Annotated in this window: 17 protein-coding genes; 8 read left to right on the top strand and 9 right to left on the bottom strand. The window is 64.0% G+C overall.

Annotated features, from left to right (window positions below; translation table 11 throughout):
* Positions 1-466: 466 nt before the first annotated feature.
* Both AC629_RS22295 and AC629_RS46995 read left to right on the top strand, forming a co-directional pair.
* Positions 467-1057, top strand: coding sequence for a MarR family winged helix-turn-helix transcriptional regulator (locus tag AC629_RS22295; protein WP_084807120.1), 591 nt, complete (start codon positions 467-469; stop codon positions 1055-1057).
* Between the two features lie 120 nt (positions 1058-1177).
* The gene (locus AC629_RS46995; protein WP_084807119.1) at positions 1178-1768 is read left to right on the top strand and encodes a hypothetical protein; all 591 of its coding nucleotides are present in this window, start codon (positions 1178-1180) and stop codon (positions 1766-1768) included.
* A gap of 28 nt (positions 1769-1796) precedes the next feature.
* Here the strand turns inward: AC629_RS46995 and AC629_RS22285 are convergent, their stop codons facing one another.
* From AC629_RS22285 to AC629_RS22270, 4 genes are all read right to left on the bottom strand, one after another.
* Entirely contained in the window at positions 1797-2678 is an 882-nt protein-coding gene (locus tag AC629_RS22285) for an enoyl-CoA hydratase-related protein (RefSeq protein ID WP_084807118.1), read from the bottom strand.
* Positions 2679-2688: 10 nt separating this feature from the next.
* Positions 2689-4236 carry an acyl-CoA synthetase gene (locus tag AC629_RS22280; RefSeq protein ID WP_084807117.1) on the bottom strand — a complete coding sequence of 516 codons (1548 nt, stop codon included), beginning with the start codon at positions 4234-4236 and terminating at the stop codon, positions 2689-2691.
* 89 nt (positions 4237-4325) lie between these two features.
* The gene (locus tag AC629_RS22275; protein ID WP_084807116.1) at positions 4326-5135 is read right to left on the bottom strand and encodes an enoyl-CoA hydratase/isomerase family protein; all 810 of its coding nucleotides are present in this window, start codon (positions 5133-5135) and stop codon (positions 4326-4328) included.
* 21 nt (positions 5136-5156) lie between these two features.
* Positions 5157-6401: an ABC transporter substrate-binding protein gene (locus AC629_RS22270; RefSeq protein WP_084807115.1), complete on the bottom strand. Its 1245-nt coding sequence runs from the start codon at positions 6399-6401 to the stop codon at positions 5157-5159.
* A 153-nt stretch (positions 6402-6554) separates the two neighbouring features.
* On the opposite strand from AC629_RS22270, the gene AC629_RS22265 reads away from it, so the two are divergent.
* The 6 genes from AC629_RS22265 (at position 6555) to AC629_RS22240 (ending at position 12107) form a co-directional block, all read left to right on the top strand.
* The gene (locus AC629_RS22265) at positions 6555-7250 is read left to right on the top strand and encodes a TetR/AcrR family transcriptional regulator (RefSeq protein WP_084807114.1); all 696 of its coding nucleotides are present in this window, start codon (positions 6555-6557) and stop codon (positions 7248-7250) included.
* A gap of 131 nt (positions 7251-7381) precedes the next feature.
* Positions 7382-8119 (top strand): TetR/AcrR family transcriptional regulator, encoded by a 738-nt coding sequence (locus AC629_RS22260; protein WP_168195559.1) that lies wholly within the window; start codon positions 7382-7384, stop codon positions 8117-8119.
* Positions 8120-8141: 22 nt separating this feature from the next.
* A complete protein-coding gene (locus tag AC629_RS22255; RefSeq protein WP_349531182.1) occupies positions 8142-9143 on the top strand; it encodes a phosphotransferase family protein in 1002 nt (333 codons plus the stop codon).
* A 1-nt stretch (position 9144) separates the two neighbouring features.
* Positions 9145-9549 carry a DUF6285 domain-containing protein gene (locus tag AC629_RS22250; protein ID WP_084807112.1) on the top strand — a complete coding sequence of 135 codons (405 nt, stop codon included), beginning with the start codon at positions 9145-9147 and terminating at the stop codon, positions 9547-9549.
* Positions 9550-9555: 6 nt separating this feature from the next.
* Entirely contained in the window at positions 9556-10836 is a 1281-nt protein-coding gene (locus AC629_RS22245; RefSeq protein WP_084807111.1) for an acyl-CoA dehydrogenase family protein, read from the top strand.
* 62 nt (positions 10837-10898) lie between these two features.
* Positions 10899-12107, top strand: a complete 1209-nt coding sequence (locus tag AC629_RS22240; RefSeq protein ID WP_084807110.1) for an ABC transporter substrate-binding protein — start codon at positions 10899-10901, stop codon at positions 12105-12107.
* 51 nt (positions 12108-12158) lie between these two features.
* Here the strand turns inward: AC629_RS22240 and AC629_RS22235 are convergent, their stop codons facing one another.
* The 5 genes from AC629_RS22235 to AC629_RS22215 form a co-directional block, all read right to left on the bottom strand.
* A complete protein-coding gene (locus tag AC629_RS22235; RefSeq protein ID WP_084807109.1) occupies positions 12159-12920 on the bottom strand; it encodes a CbtA family protein in 762 nt (253 codons plus the stop codon).
* A 10-nt stretch (positions 12921-12930) separates the two neighbouring features.
* Positions 12931-13143 carry a CbtB domain-containing protein gene (locus AC629_RS22230; protein ID WP_502693051.1) on the bottom strand — a complete coding sequence of 71 codons (213 nt, stop codon included), beginning with the start codon at positions 13141-13143 and terminating at the stop codon, positions 12931-12933.
* Positions 13140-13436, bottom strand: coding sequence for a hypothetical protein (locus AC629_RS22225; protein WP_084807107.1), 297 nt, complete (start codon positions 13434-13436; stop codon positions 13140-13142). The genes AC629_RS22230 and AC629_RS22225 overlap by 4 nt, the downstream gene beginning before the upstream one ends.
* Positions 13433-14011, bottom strand: coding sequence for a hypothetical protein (locus tag AC629_RS22220; RefSeq protein ID WP_084807106.1), 579 nt, complete (start codon positions 14009-14011; stop codon positions 13433-13435). Before AC629_RS22220 ends, AC629_RS22225 begins: the two co-directional genes overlap by 4 nt.
* Positions 14012-14118: 107 nt before the next feature.
* The gene (locus tag AC629_RS22215) at positions 14119-16374 is read right to left on the bottom strand and encodes a TonB-dependent receptor (RefSeq protein ID WP_143199346.1); all 2256 of its coding nucleotides are present in this window, start codon (positions 16372-16374) and stop codon (positions 14119-14121) included.
* Between the last annotated feature and the right edge of the window lie 112 nt (positions 16375-16486).

The raw sequence follows: 16486 nt of genomic DNA, 5'->3' as shown, positions 1-16486 counted from the left end.
GTCATGGTCAGCCCTCCAAGAGCCGACCACCCATGAATCATTGAAAAATCGATTCGGGAATCCTAAAAAATCACGAAAATCCAATAATCTGCCAAAGTAGTGCTAGACGGTGTACTCTTGAACCGGACCGATTGGTTTAAGCACGCCTGTTGTCCGCTTGTGCGCCAATAGCAGCGCAATAGCTGATGCTACCTGAGGTCGCATAAGCCCCGGCAAGCGGAGCGGTGCGTGGTGATCAGATTGCGTGTTCTTACGGGGTTCCGAATCGAAACGCTTGGGCTATCGAAAATCGGCAAATCGAGCGGGCATTGCAGCGGGAGCAGTTCAGAGTAGCGCCCCCACGCCCGACTCCACGACATACCGGAATCAACGCGGACCCGGTGTGAGTGATTTTGCTTCCTTCGACCACGGCTGCCCAAAGCAAGTGCCCAGGAGCAGCCGGCTTTCCTGGAGATTCCTGCCCGCTATGCGCGTAGCAACCGAAGTCGTGGAATTGCTGGTGAAATCAGCCGGCACCTGGCTTTTTGAAGGTCATCAATTCGGCCTGAGCGACCGCGAATGGATGGCCCTTCGTTTTCTCGCGCGTGCAAACAGGTTCTCAAGGACTCCATCCGCTCTTGCCATCTTCCTTGGCACGACCCGCAGCGGCACATCCGAGATTGCCGCGCAGCTGCGGAAAAAGGAATTGGTGATCCCGGAGCCGTCTGCCGAAGACAGGCGCTCGATTACGCTGTGCGTGACCCCGCAGGGGAGGAAATTTCTCGATCGCGATCCGATCAACGCCCTTCGCGATCGAATCGCGGCACTCACAATTGACGACCGGTCTCAGCTGCGCCACTCGCTCCGTCGGGTTCTGGTTCAGAGCGACGTGGCTCAGCGCGAGCACAATACGGACATTTGCAGCGGCTGCATATTCCTGGTCGAAGATGGTGCCAGGAGCGAGCGCCAGTTCAAGTGCCGGCGCTTTCGAAAGGCGATTGCCTCGAAAGAGACGGCCTTGCTTTGCACCTATTTTGAGGAGCCGGGTTCGAGAGATCTCGCGGCCAAAACCGCGTAGGCGCTCGACCCGGGACGGACAGGTCGCCACCCATATCCCGATGTCCGCCATTCCGGCCCCGATTGCCTGACCGGCCCGGCCTCGATTGCGTTGGCGGGAGAGGCCGACTAGGAAAGCCGGATGAGCATCGAATCTCCTCCGCAGTGGCTCAACGAAGCTCCGCCACCTGTCCTGCCCGCGCGACGACGCCGTTGGCCGTTCGTCCTGCTGTTCTTCTTCGTCCTTGCCCTCGCCGCGGGCGCTTTCCTGTGGATGAATATCGATCAGCTCAGGCAGTATGCCGGCCATGCGACGCCTGACGACAAGCCTGCATCCGGCGACCAGGCGATGATGACAGACGTTCTGGCCGCACAGCAGAAGGCGAGTGACGATCTCGCGGCACTCGATCGCGCAGTTGCCGACCAGCAGGAGCAGCTCAAGACGATTCTGAACCAGCTCGCGGGCCTGACTGCGCAGATCGACGCGCTGAAGAGCGCAGCCGCTCCGCCAGCTGCGCCGCCGCCACCACCACCGGTCGCCAGCGCACAACCTCCCGCGCTCCCGCGAATCGCCCCGCCACCGGTGGCGCCACCGCTCGCCAGCGCACAGCCTCCCGCGCCCCCGCGAGTCGTCCCGAAGCCGAAGAAGCCGCCACGGCCCGCGCCTTCGGCAGGCCCCATCTCGGTCGGCGGAGCGCCGCTGAACCCGACGCCGGGCCCCGGAGCTCAGTGAAGCCAGCAGCTTGTCGGAAACGGCCTTCTCAGGGCTCCTTCCACCAGGGATATTGACTGGGCATATCGGCCGAGACCTTGCCCGGGAACGACGGGGAGCGCTTTTCCAGGAAGGATGCAACGCCCTCGCGGACATCGGCGTGACTGCCGCGTTCGCGCGAGATGGGGCCGTCGATCCCCAGCAGCTCGAACGGATCGGGCGCACCGGCGAAACGCCACAGCATCTGCCGGGTGAGAGCGACCGACACGGCTGAGGTCTCGGAGGTCAGTTCCTGCGCAATTTCCTTGGCGCGGGACAGGAGATCGGCAGGCTCCGTCGTCTCGCTGACGAGGCCACCGCTCAACGCTTCCTCAGTACCGAAAGTTCGACCCGAGATCGCCCAGCGCAACGCCCGCGGCAGTCCGACCAGCTTGGGAAGAAACCACGCGCTGCCGGCCTCCGGGACCAGGCCGCGCCGCGCGAAGATGAAGCCGATCTTCGCGCCTTTGGCCGCGATGCGCACGTCCATCGGCAGCGTCATGGTGATGCCGATGCCGACCGCCGGGCCGTTGATCGCGGCGATCGACGGCTTTCGGCAGCGGAAGATCGCGTCGACAAAGCCGCTGCCCGAGCGCGGCCCGCCGCCCGCAAGACGATTGCCGAAGACACCGGCACCATGCGTGCCCGACGTGTCGAAGCTCGACGCGCCGCCCGAGACATCGGCCCCGGCGCAGAAGGCGCGGCCCGCGCCGGTGACGATGATCGCGCGGATGTCGTCGTCGGCGTCGGCCTTGCGGAAGGCATCCTCGATCTCGGAGCCCATCGCGCCGGTATAGGCATTCAGTTTGTCCGGACGATTGAGCGTGATCACGAGGAGCGAGCGGTCGATCTCGCAGGTGATGAAGCTGTAGGCGCTATATTGCTGATCCACGAAAATCTCCTCAGATCGTACGGCCCGTGCCCTGCCAGAACGGCTCCTTCAGCTTTCGCTTGAAGATCTTGCCGGTGTCCTCGCGCGGCAGCGCACTGGAGAACTCGATCCGTCGCGGAATCTTGTAGCCGGCGAGCCGGGACTTCAGGTCCGAACGGATCGTCTCCTCGTCCAGCACGGCGCCTCTGGTCGGCTGAATGAAGGCGCAGACCTTCTCCCCGAATTCGTCGTCAGGGATCCCGAACACTGCGCAGTCGGCGACGCCAGGAACCTTCATCAGCTCCGACTCGATCTCGGCGGGATAGATGTTGGTGCCACCGAAGATGATCATGTCGCTGGCGCGGCCTGACAGATACAGAAATCCGTCTGCATCGAAGAAGCCGACGTCGCCGGTGGCGACGAGATGACCGCGCGCGGATTTCTGCCGTTTGCCGGGATCGCCGTGATAGGTGAATTCCGGATAGAGGTCGCGACCGCAGACGATCTCGCCAGATTGTCCAAGCGGCAGCTCCCTGCCCTCCTCGTCCATGACGACGACGGCGCAGCCGGGCAGCCGCCGTCCGACGGTCCCGGGATGCGCGAGCCACTCAGCCGACGTGCAGAAGGTCACCGCGCCCACTTCGGTCGAACCATAGTGCTCGGTGATAACAGGTCCCCACCAGTCGATCATGCCGCGCTTGACGTGCGGAGGACAGGGCGCGCCGACATGCATGGCGAAAGTCAGGCTCGACAGATCGTAGCGCGACCTTGTCTCGGCCGGCAGCGCCAGCAGCCGCACGAACATGGTCGGCACGACCAGCGCGTGGGTGACGCGATGCTGGTCGATCGTTGCAAGCATCCGCTCAGGCTCGAAACGGGGCTCGACGATGATGTTGGCGCCCATGTTGTAGAACGAGAACATCCAGCCGTTCGGGCTGGAGTGATAGGCCGGTCCCGGAATGAGCAGCACGACATCGCTCAGGCGATCCACCCAATCGGTCAGGCCGCCTACCACGCGCATCATCTGCTGGCTCGCCAGCGCCTGCTCCGGCGTCGGCGGCTGCCGGCGCACGCCCTTGGGATGCCCCGTCGTGCCCGAGGTGTAGATCATCGATCCCGGCGAGGTCGGGAACGGCGGCACCGCAGGCTCGAAGCCCGCAAGCCAGCTCTCCCAGTCGTTCATTCTGGCCGGCACCTTTGCAGCTTCGTCCGAAACGCGATACGGGCCACGCAGGCTTTGCGGCGTCTCGGCGACGATCACGGCGACCGAGGCTGGAACGGCATGGCCGATGTTGCGCCATAAGTCGGCATGGATGACCAGAACCTTGGCGCCGGAATTCTCGATGACGTAGCGGGCTTCATCCGACGTGTTGTGCCAGTTCACCGGCACGACATAGGCGCCGCACAGGCCTGCGGCGAGCGAGGCCTCCATGAAGGTGAAATCATTGCGCATGTAGACCGCGACGACGTCGCCCGGGCCGACACCGAGGCTGGCATAGCCCCGCGCGGCGCGCTGGGCACGCGTGTCCATCTCCGCCTTGGTCTTGACGCGATCGGCAATCCTGACCCACGAACTCATCGCGTGCCTCCCGTGCTGTTGCACTCCCCGCTTGTCGCGGTGTTGCAGTGTTGGCAGGGGCGGCGGTCCGCCTCCGCAATTCCGTTATATTAGCGACCCGTGAACACGGGCTCGCGCTTCTCGAGGAAGCTGCGCACGCCCTCGCGATGGTCCTCGGTGTCGAACAGCTTGTAGATCACCTCGATGGCCCAGCTTCCGGTCTCTCTGGCGTCGCCATGGGTGGCGCGGCGCAGGCCTTCCTTCATGAAGCGCAGCGCCAGCGGCGAATTGCGCGCGATGCGCGCGGCAAGGTTCATCGCCTTCGGCATCAGGTCGGCATGCGCGGTCACCTCGCCGACGAGGCCAATGCGGGCGGCCTCCTGCGCATCGATGACGTCGCCAGTATAAAGCAGCTCCGCAGCCTGGGCCGGGCCGACGATGGCGGGCAGACGCAACAGGCCGCCGACGTCGCAAATAAGCCCGCGGCGGATGAAGAGCTCGGCAAAGTTGGCCTTCTCCGACGCAAGGCGAATGTCGGCGTAGAGCGCAAGCTCCATACCCCAGCCAACCGCCGAGCCATTCACGGCGGCGATCACGGGAACCTGGCATTCCAGCGCCGCCATCGCCGCGGGCGTCGGCGGACGGCGAACGACCGGCGTCGTTGCCCGCTTCTCGCCAGTCATCATCTCCTTGACATCCTCGCCGGCGCAGAACGCAGGATCGGCGCCGGTGACGACGACACAGCGGACGTCAGTATCGATCGATGCGGCGCGGAAGGCGGATTCGACCTCGTCATAGGCGCGGCGGTTGAGCGCGTTGCGCCGTTCCGGCCGGTTGAGCGTGACCACCGCGACGTGGTCAGTCACCTCGTATTTCAGGCACTGGAACTCGGACGGCGAGATCTTTGGCTGCACGGTCATCGCAAGGCGTCTCCCGGGTCGTCAATCACGCGCTTCGGGCTGTATGACGGTCTCCGACATGATCGGTCCGACCTTGTCAAAGCTCTCGCCATTGAAGCGGATCAGCTGCATCTGGATAATCGGGAAATAGTTGGTCGAGCTGGTGTTGATGGTGATGCCGTCGAACAGCAGACCGAACTTGAGGTTCTTGAGGTTCGTGGCCTGCTTCATGACGTTATCACGCGACAGGTCGTCGCCGCATTGCTCCAGCACCTTCTGCAACACCTGCGAGGCAAGGAATCCGTAGGCGTTCTGGGCGTTGGCAACGTCGCCGTCGGGATTATAGCGCTTCATGAAGTCGAGATATTCCTTGACGCCGGGATCATCGACGTTGCGGGGATCGTTGGGCTCCTTGATCGCCTGCGCCGTCATGACCCCGACCGCGTTCTCCAGGCCCGCCGGCTTGAACACGGTCGGGATCGACGACGCCGTGGTGTTGATGAAATGCACCGGCTTCCAGCCGAGCTCGGCCACTTTCCGGATCGCGAGCGCGCCGAAGCGCGGCGTCGAGAAGTTGACGAAGATGTCGGCGCCCGATGCCTTCAGCTTGCTGATCTGCGAATCGATCGTCGGTTCAGTGCTGTCGTAGGACGCTTCCGCGATGATCACAGTCTTCGACTTGGCGCCAAGCGCATCCTTGAACCCGCCGTAGATATCACGGCCATAATCGTCGTTCGGAAACAGTACGGCGACCTTTCCTTCCGGATAGTTCGCCAGAATGTGCTTTGCGTAGATCGCGCTCTCAATGCGGTAGACCGAAGGCGAGAAACCCATCGTCCACGGAAAATTCCTGGGATCGCCGAACTTGGTCGCACCGGTCGCGGAGAAGAGCTGCGGCACCTTCTTGGCGTTCATGTACTTCATCATCGCGGCGTTCGAGGGCGTGCCGACCGCCTGGAAGATCGCCAGCACCTCGTCCTGCTCGACCAGCTTGCGCGCCTGCTCGACTGCCTTCGGCGGGCTGTAGGCGTCGTCATAGGAGATGAACTGGATCCTGCGTCCGTTGATGCCGCCCTTGTCGTTGAGCATCTTCATGTAGGCGGCTTCGGTCTTGGCGAAGGCGCTGTACGACGAGGCCGGACCGCTGTAAGGCGCGATATTGCCGATCTTGATGTCGCCCTTCGCAGCTTCCGCTCGCACCGATGTCGGCGACTGGCTTGCGAGCGCGACGCCTGCGAGCAGAACACAGGCGTGCGACGCTAGCCACGATCCATTGCAGATGCGCATGGCATTTCTCCCGTAGCGGCGATTTCGGATAGCGCGACATTGTCGCGCCGTCCGTCGAAATATTTTTATAACGCGTTCTTATAACGTGATATAAATTTGTCAGGGTGTCAACCAGCCGTTATCGTTCATGAGAAGCATGGCAGGCAGGCGAGAATGGAAAATCGACGCGACACGGCAAAGGCAGAGCGGCGCTCGCGCATCATCAAGGCGGCGCGCGACCTGATCCGCGAGACCGGCGATGCCGGGCTCTCGATGCGCGCGCTCGCAGCGAAAGCCGGCGTCAGCCTCGCCACGCCCTATAATCTGTTCGGCTCCAAGCGCGCCGTGCTCGTCGCCGTGCTCGAGGACATCAAGGGATTCGGTACCCGCTTTGCGAGCTTCAAATCGCCCGATCCGCTGGAGCGGATCCTGCGCGCCGCGAGACTCGCCGTCAGCTATTACGAAGCCGACCCGGTGTTCTATCGCGCGCTGTGGACCAGCATTCTCGCGGCATCCGCGTCCGAGGAGCGCAGCGCAATCTTCAACCAGAAGCGCGACAGTTTCTGGATGAAGCTGCTCGACGACGCCGTCGCCGAAGGATTGCTGCTGCCTGACATCGATACTGCCGTGCTGCTGCGCAACCTCGACTACACGTTCCGCTCGGTCATGCTGCACTGGGTCATCGCGGAGATCGACCTGGACGATATCCAGCCCGCGGTCGGCTACGGCTACGCGCTCGCGCTGCGCGGCGCGGCGACGCCGAAGGGTCAGCAATTGATGCTCAAGCGCCTGAAGACTTTTCAGGCGCAGTGCCCCACTCTCTCCGCGAAGAATGCCGGCCGGCTCGCCGACGCGGAAACTACTGCCTGACGATTGCTAGGAATGACCGAGGCGGACGACCACAAGACGCAAGTTTGACACTGACATCAGTGTCAGTTTAGCGTCACACCCAATCGACGACGTGCATCAATGCACGCGAGACGACGAACGAGGGACGAGACGTGGCAGGGAAACGACGCATCACGCGTTCGGCCGCCGTGCGCCGTGGCGCGCTCCCGGGAGAGTTGCGGCGGACCCGCAACTCGGCCGAGACCACAGAGCAGATCCTGCTCGGTGCCGCGAGGGGCGTGTTCGCCGCCAAGGGCTATATCCGCGCCACCGTGCAGGACATCATCGAGTCCACCGGCCTCAGCCGCGGTACCTTCTATCTGCATTTCCGCAGCACCGACGACATCTTCGTCCGCACCATCACCAAGGTGGTCGACGATATCGTCGCCTCCTCCCGCGTGCGCTCCGGCAACACGCTGCGCCAGCGCGTCTACGACAACAATTTGCGCTATTTCGAGATCTTCGGCGCCAACCGCGGGCTGCTGCGTGCCTTCTTCGAGGCGAGCTATGTCGATCCCGAGATCGGCCGGATGCGCGCAGAGATGCGTAGCGCCTACATCATCAGGGTGCGCGATCACCTCGAACGCCAGCGTCAGCTCGGCCGCTGCCTGCCGATCGATCCCGACGCCGCGGCGCTGTCGCTCGCCATGATGGTCGAAGGCACCGCGCAGTCTTTTGCGGTGCTGAAGATGGAGCCGTTCGAGCAGCCGCTGGAATTGAAGAAGCTCTGCACCGCCGTCACCGAGATCTGGTGCCGCGCGGTCTACACCGATCCCGATCGCCCGCTATCGCCGGGCGCCGGGAAGCCTCAGGCGGCAACTGTTGCAGCTGCCGGCAAACGCAGGAAGTAGCAGCGATGCTGGTGCGAGAAGCATGAACGCGATGGACGATGCCTTTAGCCTCGATCTCGAAACCGTGACGGCACGCATCGTGCCGGGCGCACGCGGCATCGCTAACTTATGGCGCTTGTCGGCGGGCGCGACCTTGCAGACCTGGTCGTTCGACGCGGTCGCCGGCGACACGGTGCTGCATCCGCTGATCCTGCGCCGTTCGCCCGGCGGCCTGCGCAGCGCGGAATCGCTGTCGCTCGAGGCCGAGGCCGAGCTGATCCGCGTGCTCGACGGCAGCGGCGTGCCGGTGCCGACGGTGGTGCATACGCTGATCCCTGCGGACGGGCTCGGCGACGGCTTTCTGATGACGCGGATCGAGGGCGAGACGATCGCGCGCAAGGTCCTGCGCGATGCGCGATTTGCGGCGATACGCCCTCACCTCGCGGCACAGTTCGGCACGATCCGCGGCACCATGACCAGGGTCGACACCGCGCGCCTTCCGCCGCTGCCGTTCAAGCCGGCGGAGGTCATCCTGGCACGGCTCGCGAGCCGCTATGACAACCTCGGCGTGGCGCGACCGGTATTCGACCTTGCGCTTCGCTGGCTGGAGCAGAACGCGCCCGCCCCGCTTGCCCAATATCGCCTGGTGCATGGCGACTACCGCAACGGCAACATCATCTTCGGCAGCGAGGGCGTGCGCGCGGTGCTCGACTGGGAGGTCGCTCATATCGGTGACCCCGCGGAAGATCTCGCCTGGATCTCGACGCCGCCATGGCGCTTCGGCGAGCTCGACCGCCCGGTCGGCGGTCTTGGCTCGCGCCAGCAATTGTTCGACGCCTACGAGGCGGCAAGCGGCGAGCGCGTCGATCCTGCACGTGTGCACTACTGGGAAGTTCTCGGCAGCCTGCGCTGGGGCGTGAGCTGCGCCAGCATGCTGGAATGGTTCACCAGCGGACGCGACCAGACCGTGGAGCGCGCGATGATCGCGCGGCGCGTCTCCGAGAACGAGCTCGACCTAATGCGCATCCTGACCGGGGCCGACTGACATGCTTGATCAACCTCGTGGCACCGACATCCTCACTGCCGTCTCGTGGCTCCTGCGCGAGACGCTGATGCCGCTTCTATCAGCCAATGCCGCGTTTCAGGCGCGGGTCGCGGCCAACGCGATCGACCTCGTCGCCCGCGAGATCAGTTTTGGCGAGACCGTCGAACGCGAGGCGCTCGCGCGATTGCAGGCGTTACTGGGCCGCGACGGCGCACTGGAAGACCTCGAGGCCGAGCTGTCGGGCCGCATTCGCCGCGGCGAGCTCGATCTGCAAAGCCCGGGGCTCGCCGACCATCTCTGGCAGACCACGCTCGACAAGATGAAGATCGACCAGCCGACCTATGCCAGCTATCGCCGCACGCTCGAAGCGCGTGCCGGCCAGCAACAACCCCAGAAAGAGGATTGAGCAGCGATGGATTTCAGCATCCCAAGGGAACTCGTGGACTATCTCGCGAAGATTGACGCCTTCGTGCAGGCCGAGATCAAGCCGCTGCAGGCGCAGGACGACAATGAGCGCTTCTTCGATCATCGCCGCGAGTGGGCGCGGACCGATTTCGACAAGGGCGGCCTGCCCCGCCCCGAATGGGAAGCGCTGCTCGAAAAGGCCAAGGCGCTGGCCGACAAGGCCGGCTTCTTCCGCTTCTCGCTGCCCAAGGAATTCGGCGGACAGGGTGGCGGGAATCTGTGGATGGCCGTGATCCGAGAGCATCTGGCGACGCAGGGCCTCGGCCTGCACAATGACCTCCAGAACGAACATTCAGTCGTCGGCAACTTCCCCTTCATCGTGATGCTGCGCGATTTCGGCACGCCGGAGCAGAAGGAGAAGTTCATCCGCGGCTCGCTGGACCGCAAGATCCGTGTTACTTTCGGCCTGACCGAGCCACACCACGGCTCCGACGCGACGCATATGGAGACGCGCGCGGTGCGCGAGACCCGCGACGGCGTCGCTGGCTGGCTGATCAACGGCGAGAAGATGTGGACGACCGGCATGCACACCGCGTCCCATTGCTGCCTGTTTGCCCGCACCAGCGGCGAGGATGGCGATGCCAAGGGCATCACCGCATTCCTGGTGCCGGCCAATTCGCCCGGCGTGAAGGTCGAAGAATACATGTGGACCTTCAACATGCCGACGGACCACCCGCGCGTCAGCTTCACCAATGTCTGGGTGCCCGAAAGCGCGATGTTCGGACAGATCGATCGCGGCCTCGCGCTCGCGCAAGCGTTCGTGCACGAGAACCGCATCCGCCAAGCCGCAAGCTCACTCGGCGCGGCCGCCTATTGCGTCAACGAGAGCGTCAAATACGCCAACCAGCGCAAGCCGTTCGGCAAGCCGCTGTCGGTCAATCAGGGCATCCAGTTCCCGCTGGTCGAGCTCGCCACCCAGATCGAGATGCTCCGCCTGCTCATTCGCAAGACGGCCTGGGAAATGGACAGCATGCCCCATCCCGAGGTGGAGAAGCGTCTCTCCGACAAGGTCTCGATGTGTAACTACTGGGCCAACCGGCTCTGCTGCGAGGCAGCCGATCGCGCCATGCAGGTGCACGGCGGCATCGGCTATTCGCGTCACAAGCCATTCGAGCACATCTACCGCCATCACCGCCGCTACCGGATCACCGAGGGCTCCGAGGAGATCCAGATGCGCAAGGTGGCGGGCTATCTGTTTGGTTTCATGGGCCCCAACAAGAGGGCCTAGGACCAGATCCGCCCGCGCAAACGGCACGGGAGGACGACGTCGGGAAGCACAAGGAGAGTATCATGCCGAACGTCTCACGGCGAACGATCGCGCTCGCCTCGCTTGCTACACTTGCCACCACGCTCGCTCCGAAGGACCGCGCCTGGGCTCAGAAGAAATACGGTCCCGGTGTCAGCGACACCGAGATCAAGGTCGGCCAGACCATCGCCTATAGCGGCCCGGCCTCCGCCTATGGCCAGCTCGGTCAGGCCGAGGCGGCCTTCTTCAAGGCGATCAACGATCGCGGCGGCATCAACGGCCGCAAGATCAACTTCATCTCGGTCGACGACGGCTACAGCCCGCCGAAGGCCGTCGAGCAGACCCGCCGCCTGGTCGAGCAGGACGAGGTGGCCGTGATGTTCGGAATGCTCGGCACGCCGCTAAACCTTGCCACGCGAACCTATCTCAACTCCAACAAGGTGCCGCAGCTCTTCGTCGCCGCTGGCTCCGAGCAGTTTGCCAACCCTGAAAAATTTCCGTGGACGATCGGCTTTCAGCCGACATTGCGGTCCGAGGGCACGTTCTTCGGCAAGCAGATCCTGGCCGTCAACGCCAATCCGAAAGTCGGCGTGCTCTACCAGTATGACGATTTCGGCAAGGAGATGCTGTCAGGTCTTTCCGACGGCCTCGGCGCCAAGGCCTCGGCAATCATCGCGGCCGAGAGTTTCAGCCCCACCGATCCGACGGTCGATTCACAGATCGTCAAGCTGAAATCGGCCGGCGTCGACACCGTCCAGCTGTTTGCCTATGCCAAGCAGGCGGCGCAGGCGATCCGCAAGATCTACGAGCTGAACTGGCAGCCCGACACCTATCTGCATTCGGGCTCGGCCTCGATGAGCGCGACCTTGATCCCCGCCGGCCTCGAACGCTGCGTCGGCATCAAGACCGCGCGCTACATGAAGGACCCGTCGGATCCGCGCTGGCGCGACGATCCGGAGCTGAAGCCGTTCTACGAATGGCTCAAGGAATACATGCCGAACGCGAATGCGTCTGACACGTTCTTCCTGTCGGGGTGGACTTTCAGCCAGATGCTGGTGCAGGTGCTGCGTCAGTGCGGCGACGACCTGACCCGCGAGAACATCATGCGCCAGGCCGCGAACCTGAAGGATTTCCGCAATCCCGGACTTCTGCCGGGCAGCCTCATCAATACCAGCCCGACCGACTACCGGGTCGTAAAGTTCATGACGCTCGAGCGCTTCAACGGCAAGAACTGGGAGAGCTTCGGGACTTGACGCTGAGATCATCGAGAGCGCCCACGGCCATAGCGTGGGCGCACTTGCCTCTTACGAGGTTTGGCGGGGAACGTCGTCGAACCGCGCGAACACCGCGCTCGTCACCGCTCCCAGGAGCGACCAGAAGATCAGGCTCGTGAGGGTCACCGCGACCACGAACTGGTGAGACAGCGATGACGGGACGTTGGTTTCGATGTGCTCCAGCTCCGGCGCTCCGATCAGATGCGGCAACGCCAGGAGAATCACGCCCGCGATAGCCGCCGGCACGGAGCGGCGAAAGACAATCAGGCCCAGGCCTGCGGCCGTCGACAGCACCGCCACGAGCCACCAGATCTGGCGCGACAGCAGAGGCGCGGCGGGTACGCCAGGCAGGTCCGGCGGCAGGCCGAGGCCGGGCGCGATCGTGAATACGGCAAAGCCCGCCAAGCCCCACATCAGACCTTCGTGCCAGGTGACCCCCTCGCCGGTCGCTCCGCTGCGGACCGCGAAGAAGCCGGCCAGAAGCAATGCAAATCCGATCGCGGTCAGCACGTTCGCCGCGGCCGTATAGGCGTTGCGCTCCAGCCCGTCGCGCGGCTCCCATGCCTCGGCGCCGTGGTCATGGTCGGCGTGGCTGTGAGCTGCATGGTCATGGCCGGCCGCAGCCGCCTGCGGCGCCGCTGCGTCATGCTGGTGCGTCGCCGCGGCCTTCTCGTAGACCTCAGCCTTCAGGATCAGGGGAACGGTGCCGAACTGCTGGGCGACTGTGACGATGAGGCCGACGATGAAGCCGGCAATGACCGACGAGAAAACGATCGAGCGAAACGTGCTCATGCCACCTCAGTCAGTGGCACGGGAAGGCATTCGAATGGCGCACGTCGTGCGCGGCATTGTGGATGACGTCGACGTGAGAGAAGCCGACGACGCCGACGACGAACACGCCCAGCACCATCGCCATCAGAGCCTGCGAAAGCCGTCCCACCTGCCCGGCGGCGACCGGCAAATGCGTGACCTGGTCGTTCATGACCTGGGCGTTAGTGAGCTGGGGTTGGCTCATGGCTGTTCTCCGTTGGCGGTTTGCGCGTCTTCTAGCAGCTTCCGGGCGATGTCGCGACTGGTAAGATGCAGGTTAGTCCCCGCAGGAATGTCCCTGCGGGCGATCTTGGTGCCGGCGGCCGCCCGAAAGGCTGCTTCAAACCGCCGGAAATACCCTAGGCTGTCCTCCGGCGAGGGCTCGGCGCCGAGCAGCGTCCGGAAAGCGCCCCGGTGCACGGCGCAGATCGCGCCATGGCCGGTGACAGGAAAGACCAGCGACGCGATGTCGTCGCGCCAATAGGCCTCGCCGCTCAAGCGGTCGCGCGTCGCCGCCCGAAGAGATCGAGCAGACGGACGATTTCGCAGGCGGCCACGAGGCCGGCGAGCCAGACGGCGCTGGTCAGTCCAATGCGCGTCAGGATAGCGGCGGTGAAGGCACCCTCTCCGCCCAGGGCCGGCGTCGCGGCGAACAGCGCGAGCTCGTAGGACGCATAGGCGACAAGGAGCGTGGCGGCCAGCATCAGCGGCGTGCGGCCCTGCGGCAGCACGCGGAGCACGGCGGACGCCGCCGCAGTCGATAGAAGCGCAGCGGCGCAGATGACAAAGCCCCAGGCGATCGTGCCGGCGTCAACGGGATAGTGCAGCACGCTAAACCCGATGCACTGGTTCACGAGCCAGGCGCCGGTGACGACCAGCAGTGCCGGACGCAGCGGCAGCATGGCCGCCGTCACGACTGCGAAGGCCGCGAAGGGTGTTGCACAGGCAAGCGCAAAGCTCGCGAGCGCGCATGACGCCGTCAGCAGAGCAAAGCAGAACATCGACGCATAACGCGGTTCGACCGGGTGAAGCCGGAAATGGTCGGTGTGGGGCGGCAGGATGCTGAGGGCCATATGTGATCTCCTTGTTTCCGAATTCTAGTACATTTGTGGGCATATGACAGCCCCATCGAGGTCAATGAAGTGCGTCCGTGGGGAGCCGATGCAACTTTGGACGCGTCTCAGAACGTCGCACCGGCCTTGAGCAGATAGGTGCGACCGGGCAGCGGATACGCGCTAAAACGACCGTCCGTGAAGGTACTCGCGATCGCATAGTCGTAATAGAGAGCGTTCAACACATTGTTGACGCTGAAGGACCAGAAGTAGCGTTCATACTGACCGCTGAGCTTGAGGTCGATGGTGCCGTTGGCGGGAATCGGCTTTTGCGTGCCGGCCTGATCGTTGTCCATCCGCCGCTCGCTCCAGAAGCGCGCGGTGGCGTCGAGCACCATGTAGTTCTGCCAGATGTTCCAGGTGACGCCCACATTCGCAGTGTAGCGCGACACCAGCGGCACGTCGTTGCCGGCCCAGATGCCCTCGCGGAAGATCGCCCGTGTCACGGCCATGCCCGAGCGCAACAGCAGAGAGTCGTTGACGCGATAGGAGAGACTGGTCTCTGAGCCGTAGCGCCGGGTGGGATCGAGATTGGTGTTGTAGAACAGGACGGGGTTGAAATGGAGCTCGTTGGTGAGGTCCATCAAATAGAGGCTGCTCTGCATTTGAAGCCCACCGGCCCTGATGCGCAGGCCGCCCTCGACATCATACGAAGTCTGGGTCTTGAGCTGGAAGGTCTGCGGGAGCAGATTGAAGAAGGGGTCGAATGAAGGGCCCGACGCCACGCGCTCGTCCACATCAGGCGTGCGGAACGCACGCGCGCCGCGGCCGAACAGCGTGAATATGTCGTTGAGCCGCTGCTCGACACCGAGATGCAGCGCATATTGGGTCTCGTCGCTCCTGAGCGGCAGAGCGCCGATGTCGCCGTTGAAGGGGGCCGTCGGGTCAAAATTGTCACGTTCCGTCAGGCTGATGTTCTGCACCCGAGCGCCGTAGGAGACATCGGTCATGGGCGTCACGCCCAATGTGTGCTGAAAATAGCCGGCGAGCGTTTGCTGCCTGAGGTCGTAATTGTGCCAGGGTGCGAGTCCCTGGCCGGCGCCGCGGTTCTGCTGAAAGCTCGCATCGTAGTAGTCTATTCCGGTCAACAGTTGTGACGGCATGCCGAACGCAAAACTCTGCACGCTGAGCCGTGGCGTGATCGACCACGTCGTCAGGTCGGCATCGACATAGGTCGACGAGAACCAGTCGGGCACCGGCGTCAGGCTGGAGAAGAAAGCGCTCTGCTGCTTTTTGTCGCGCACGCCACCGTCGACGATGAGATCGACGCCGTTGACCAATGTCTTGGTGAAGCCCGCGGTCGCGCTAAAACCCTGCTGGTTGGCGTAGTTGAACGGGGTGCTGGTCCCTCTTCGGTCGGTGGCGAGCTCGTCGAGGCCGATGGACGGATCGACAGTGCGGCCGCCCGGCAGTCTCAGCTCCTGGTTGTCGCCCGTCACTGTCAGGAAGGCGGTCAGGTAGGGCGTAGTGTAGTTCAGATTGCCGACGCCGCTCTCTTGGACGTAGCGATTGTTGTCGCGATAGCCATCGGTCTTCACCGCGCTGCCGTAGAACGAGGTCGACCACGGACCGGAGTTGAGCGAGGTCGAGACGTTGCCGAGCCTGGTGTTGAACGAGCCGAATCCCCCCTCGACGCGCAAGGCGGCAGGCGGCCCGCCGACGCCGTTCTTGGTGACGATGTTGATCACGCCGCCGATCGCGTTGTCCCCGTAGAGCACCGCGCCGGAATTGCCGCGCGTGATCTCGATGCGCTCGATGGAATTGAGCGGAATGGTGGAGAGATCCACCTGCGCCATGTCGATGTCATTTAGCCGCCGGCCGTTGATCAGCACCAGGGTGTTGGCGGTGCCAAAGGCGCCAAAGCCGCGCAGATCGACGCTCGTCTTCGCAGCGACCGGGCCGCCATAGAACGTCGTAATCTGGGCACCCGGTGTCTGCGTCGCGATGATCTCGACGAGTGTCTGCGACGGCGAATTTGCGATGTCCGCTGCCGTGATGACGGTGGTGGCGGCCCCGACAATGCCTCCGTTGCCGGCGGCCGCCTCACTGCCAGAGCCGGATGAGCCGGACCCATCGCCCGCCGGCGCGCCGCTCGGAGCGACATTCGGTGCCGCCCGCCGCCTCTTCGTGTCGCCGCCATCGCCGGTCGCCCTGGCGCGCGTGCGGTTCTGATCATCGGGCTTGGTCACTTCGATCGGCGGCAACTGTGCGGTGACAGCTTGCTGCGCGCGGGCGGCCCTCACGTTGAGGAGAAGGACGGGAACAATAAAGCTGGTTGCCAGCCAAACCGCGCGACGGCGCGGGACAGCAGAAATGGAAGGCATGCGGGAAACCTCGGTATGACGTCAGTGGCACGTCACAGCGAACGAGGTTTCACGGCGGAGCGCCGAAATGCTCCGGTGAAGCTAATGTCTGTACTCCCCGACCGACATCTTC

The organism is Bradyrhizobium sp. NAS80.1 (genome assembly GCF_001908205.1).
Lineage (GTDB): Bacteria > Pseudomonadota > Alphaproteobacteria > Rhizobiales > Xanthobacteraceae > Bradyrhizobium.
Note: the sequence above shows the minus strand (reverse complement) of the source record. Positions and strands in the feature narration are given on the sequence as shown.

Coding starts and splice junctions, on each gene's coding strand:
- AC629_RS22295 (WP_084807120.1), top strand. CDS start 467: ATGCGCGTAGCAACCGAAGTCGTGGAATTGCTGGTGAAATCAGCCGGC.
- AC629_RS46995 (WP_084807119.1), top strand. CDS start 1,178: ATGAGCATCGAATCTCCTCCGCAGTGGCTCAACGAAGCTCCGCCACCT.
- AC629_RS22280 (WP_084807117.1), bottom strand. CDS start 4,236: ATGAGTTCGTGGGTCAGGATTGCCGATCGCGTCAAGACCAAGGCGGAG.
- AC629_RS22275 (WP_084807116.1), bottom strand. CDS start 5,135: ATGACCGTGCAGCCAAAGATCTCGCCGTCCGAGTTCCAGTGCCTGAAA.
- AC629_RS22270 (WP_084807115.1), bottom strand. CDS start 6,401: ATGCGCATCTGCAATGGATCGTGGCTAGCGTCGCACGCCTGTGTTCTG.
- AC629_RS22265 (WP_084807114.1), top strand. CDS start 6,555: ATGGAAAATCGACGCGACACGGCAAAGGCAGAGCGGCGCTCGCGCATC.
- AC629_RS22255 (WP_349531182.1), top strand. CDS start 8,142: ATGAACGCGATGGACGATGCCTTTAGCCTCGATCTCGAAACCGTGACG.
- AC629_RS22250 (WP_084807112.1), top strand. CDS start 9,145: ATGCTTGATCAACCTCGTGGCACCGACATCCTCACTGCCGTCTCGTGG.
- AC629_RS22245 (WP_084807111.1), top strand. CDS start 9,556: ATGGATTTCAGCATCCCAAGGGAACTCGTGGACTATCTCGCGAAGATT.
- AC629_RS22240 (WP_084807110.1), top strand. CDS start 10,899: ATGCCGAACGTCTCACGGCGAACGATCGCGCTCGCCTCGCTTGCTACA.
- AC629_RS22235 (WP_084807109.1), bottom strand. CDS start 12,920: ATGAGCACGTTTCGCTCGATCGTTTTCTCGTCGGTCATTGCCGGCTTC.
- AC629_RS22230 (WP_502693051.1), bottom strand. CDS start 13,143: ATGAGCCAACCCCAGCTCACTAACGCCCAGGTCATGAACGACCAGGTC.
- AC629_RS22220 (WP_084807106.1), bottom strand. CDS start 14,011: ATGGCCCTCAGCATCCTGCCGCCCCACACCGACCATTTCCGGCTTCAC.
- AC629_RS22215 (WP_143199346.1), bottom strand. CDS start 16,374: ATGCCTTCCATTTCTGCTGTCCCGCGCCGTCGCGCGGTTTGGCTGGCA.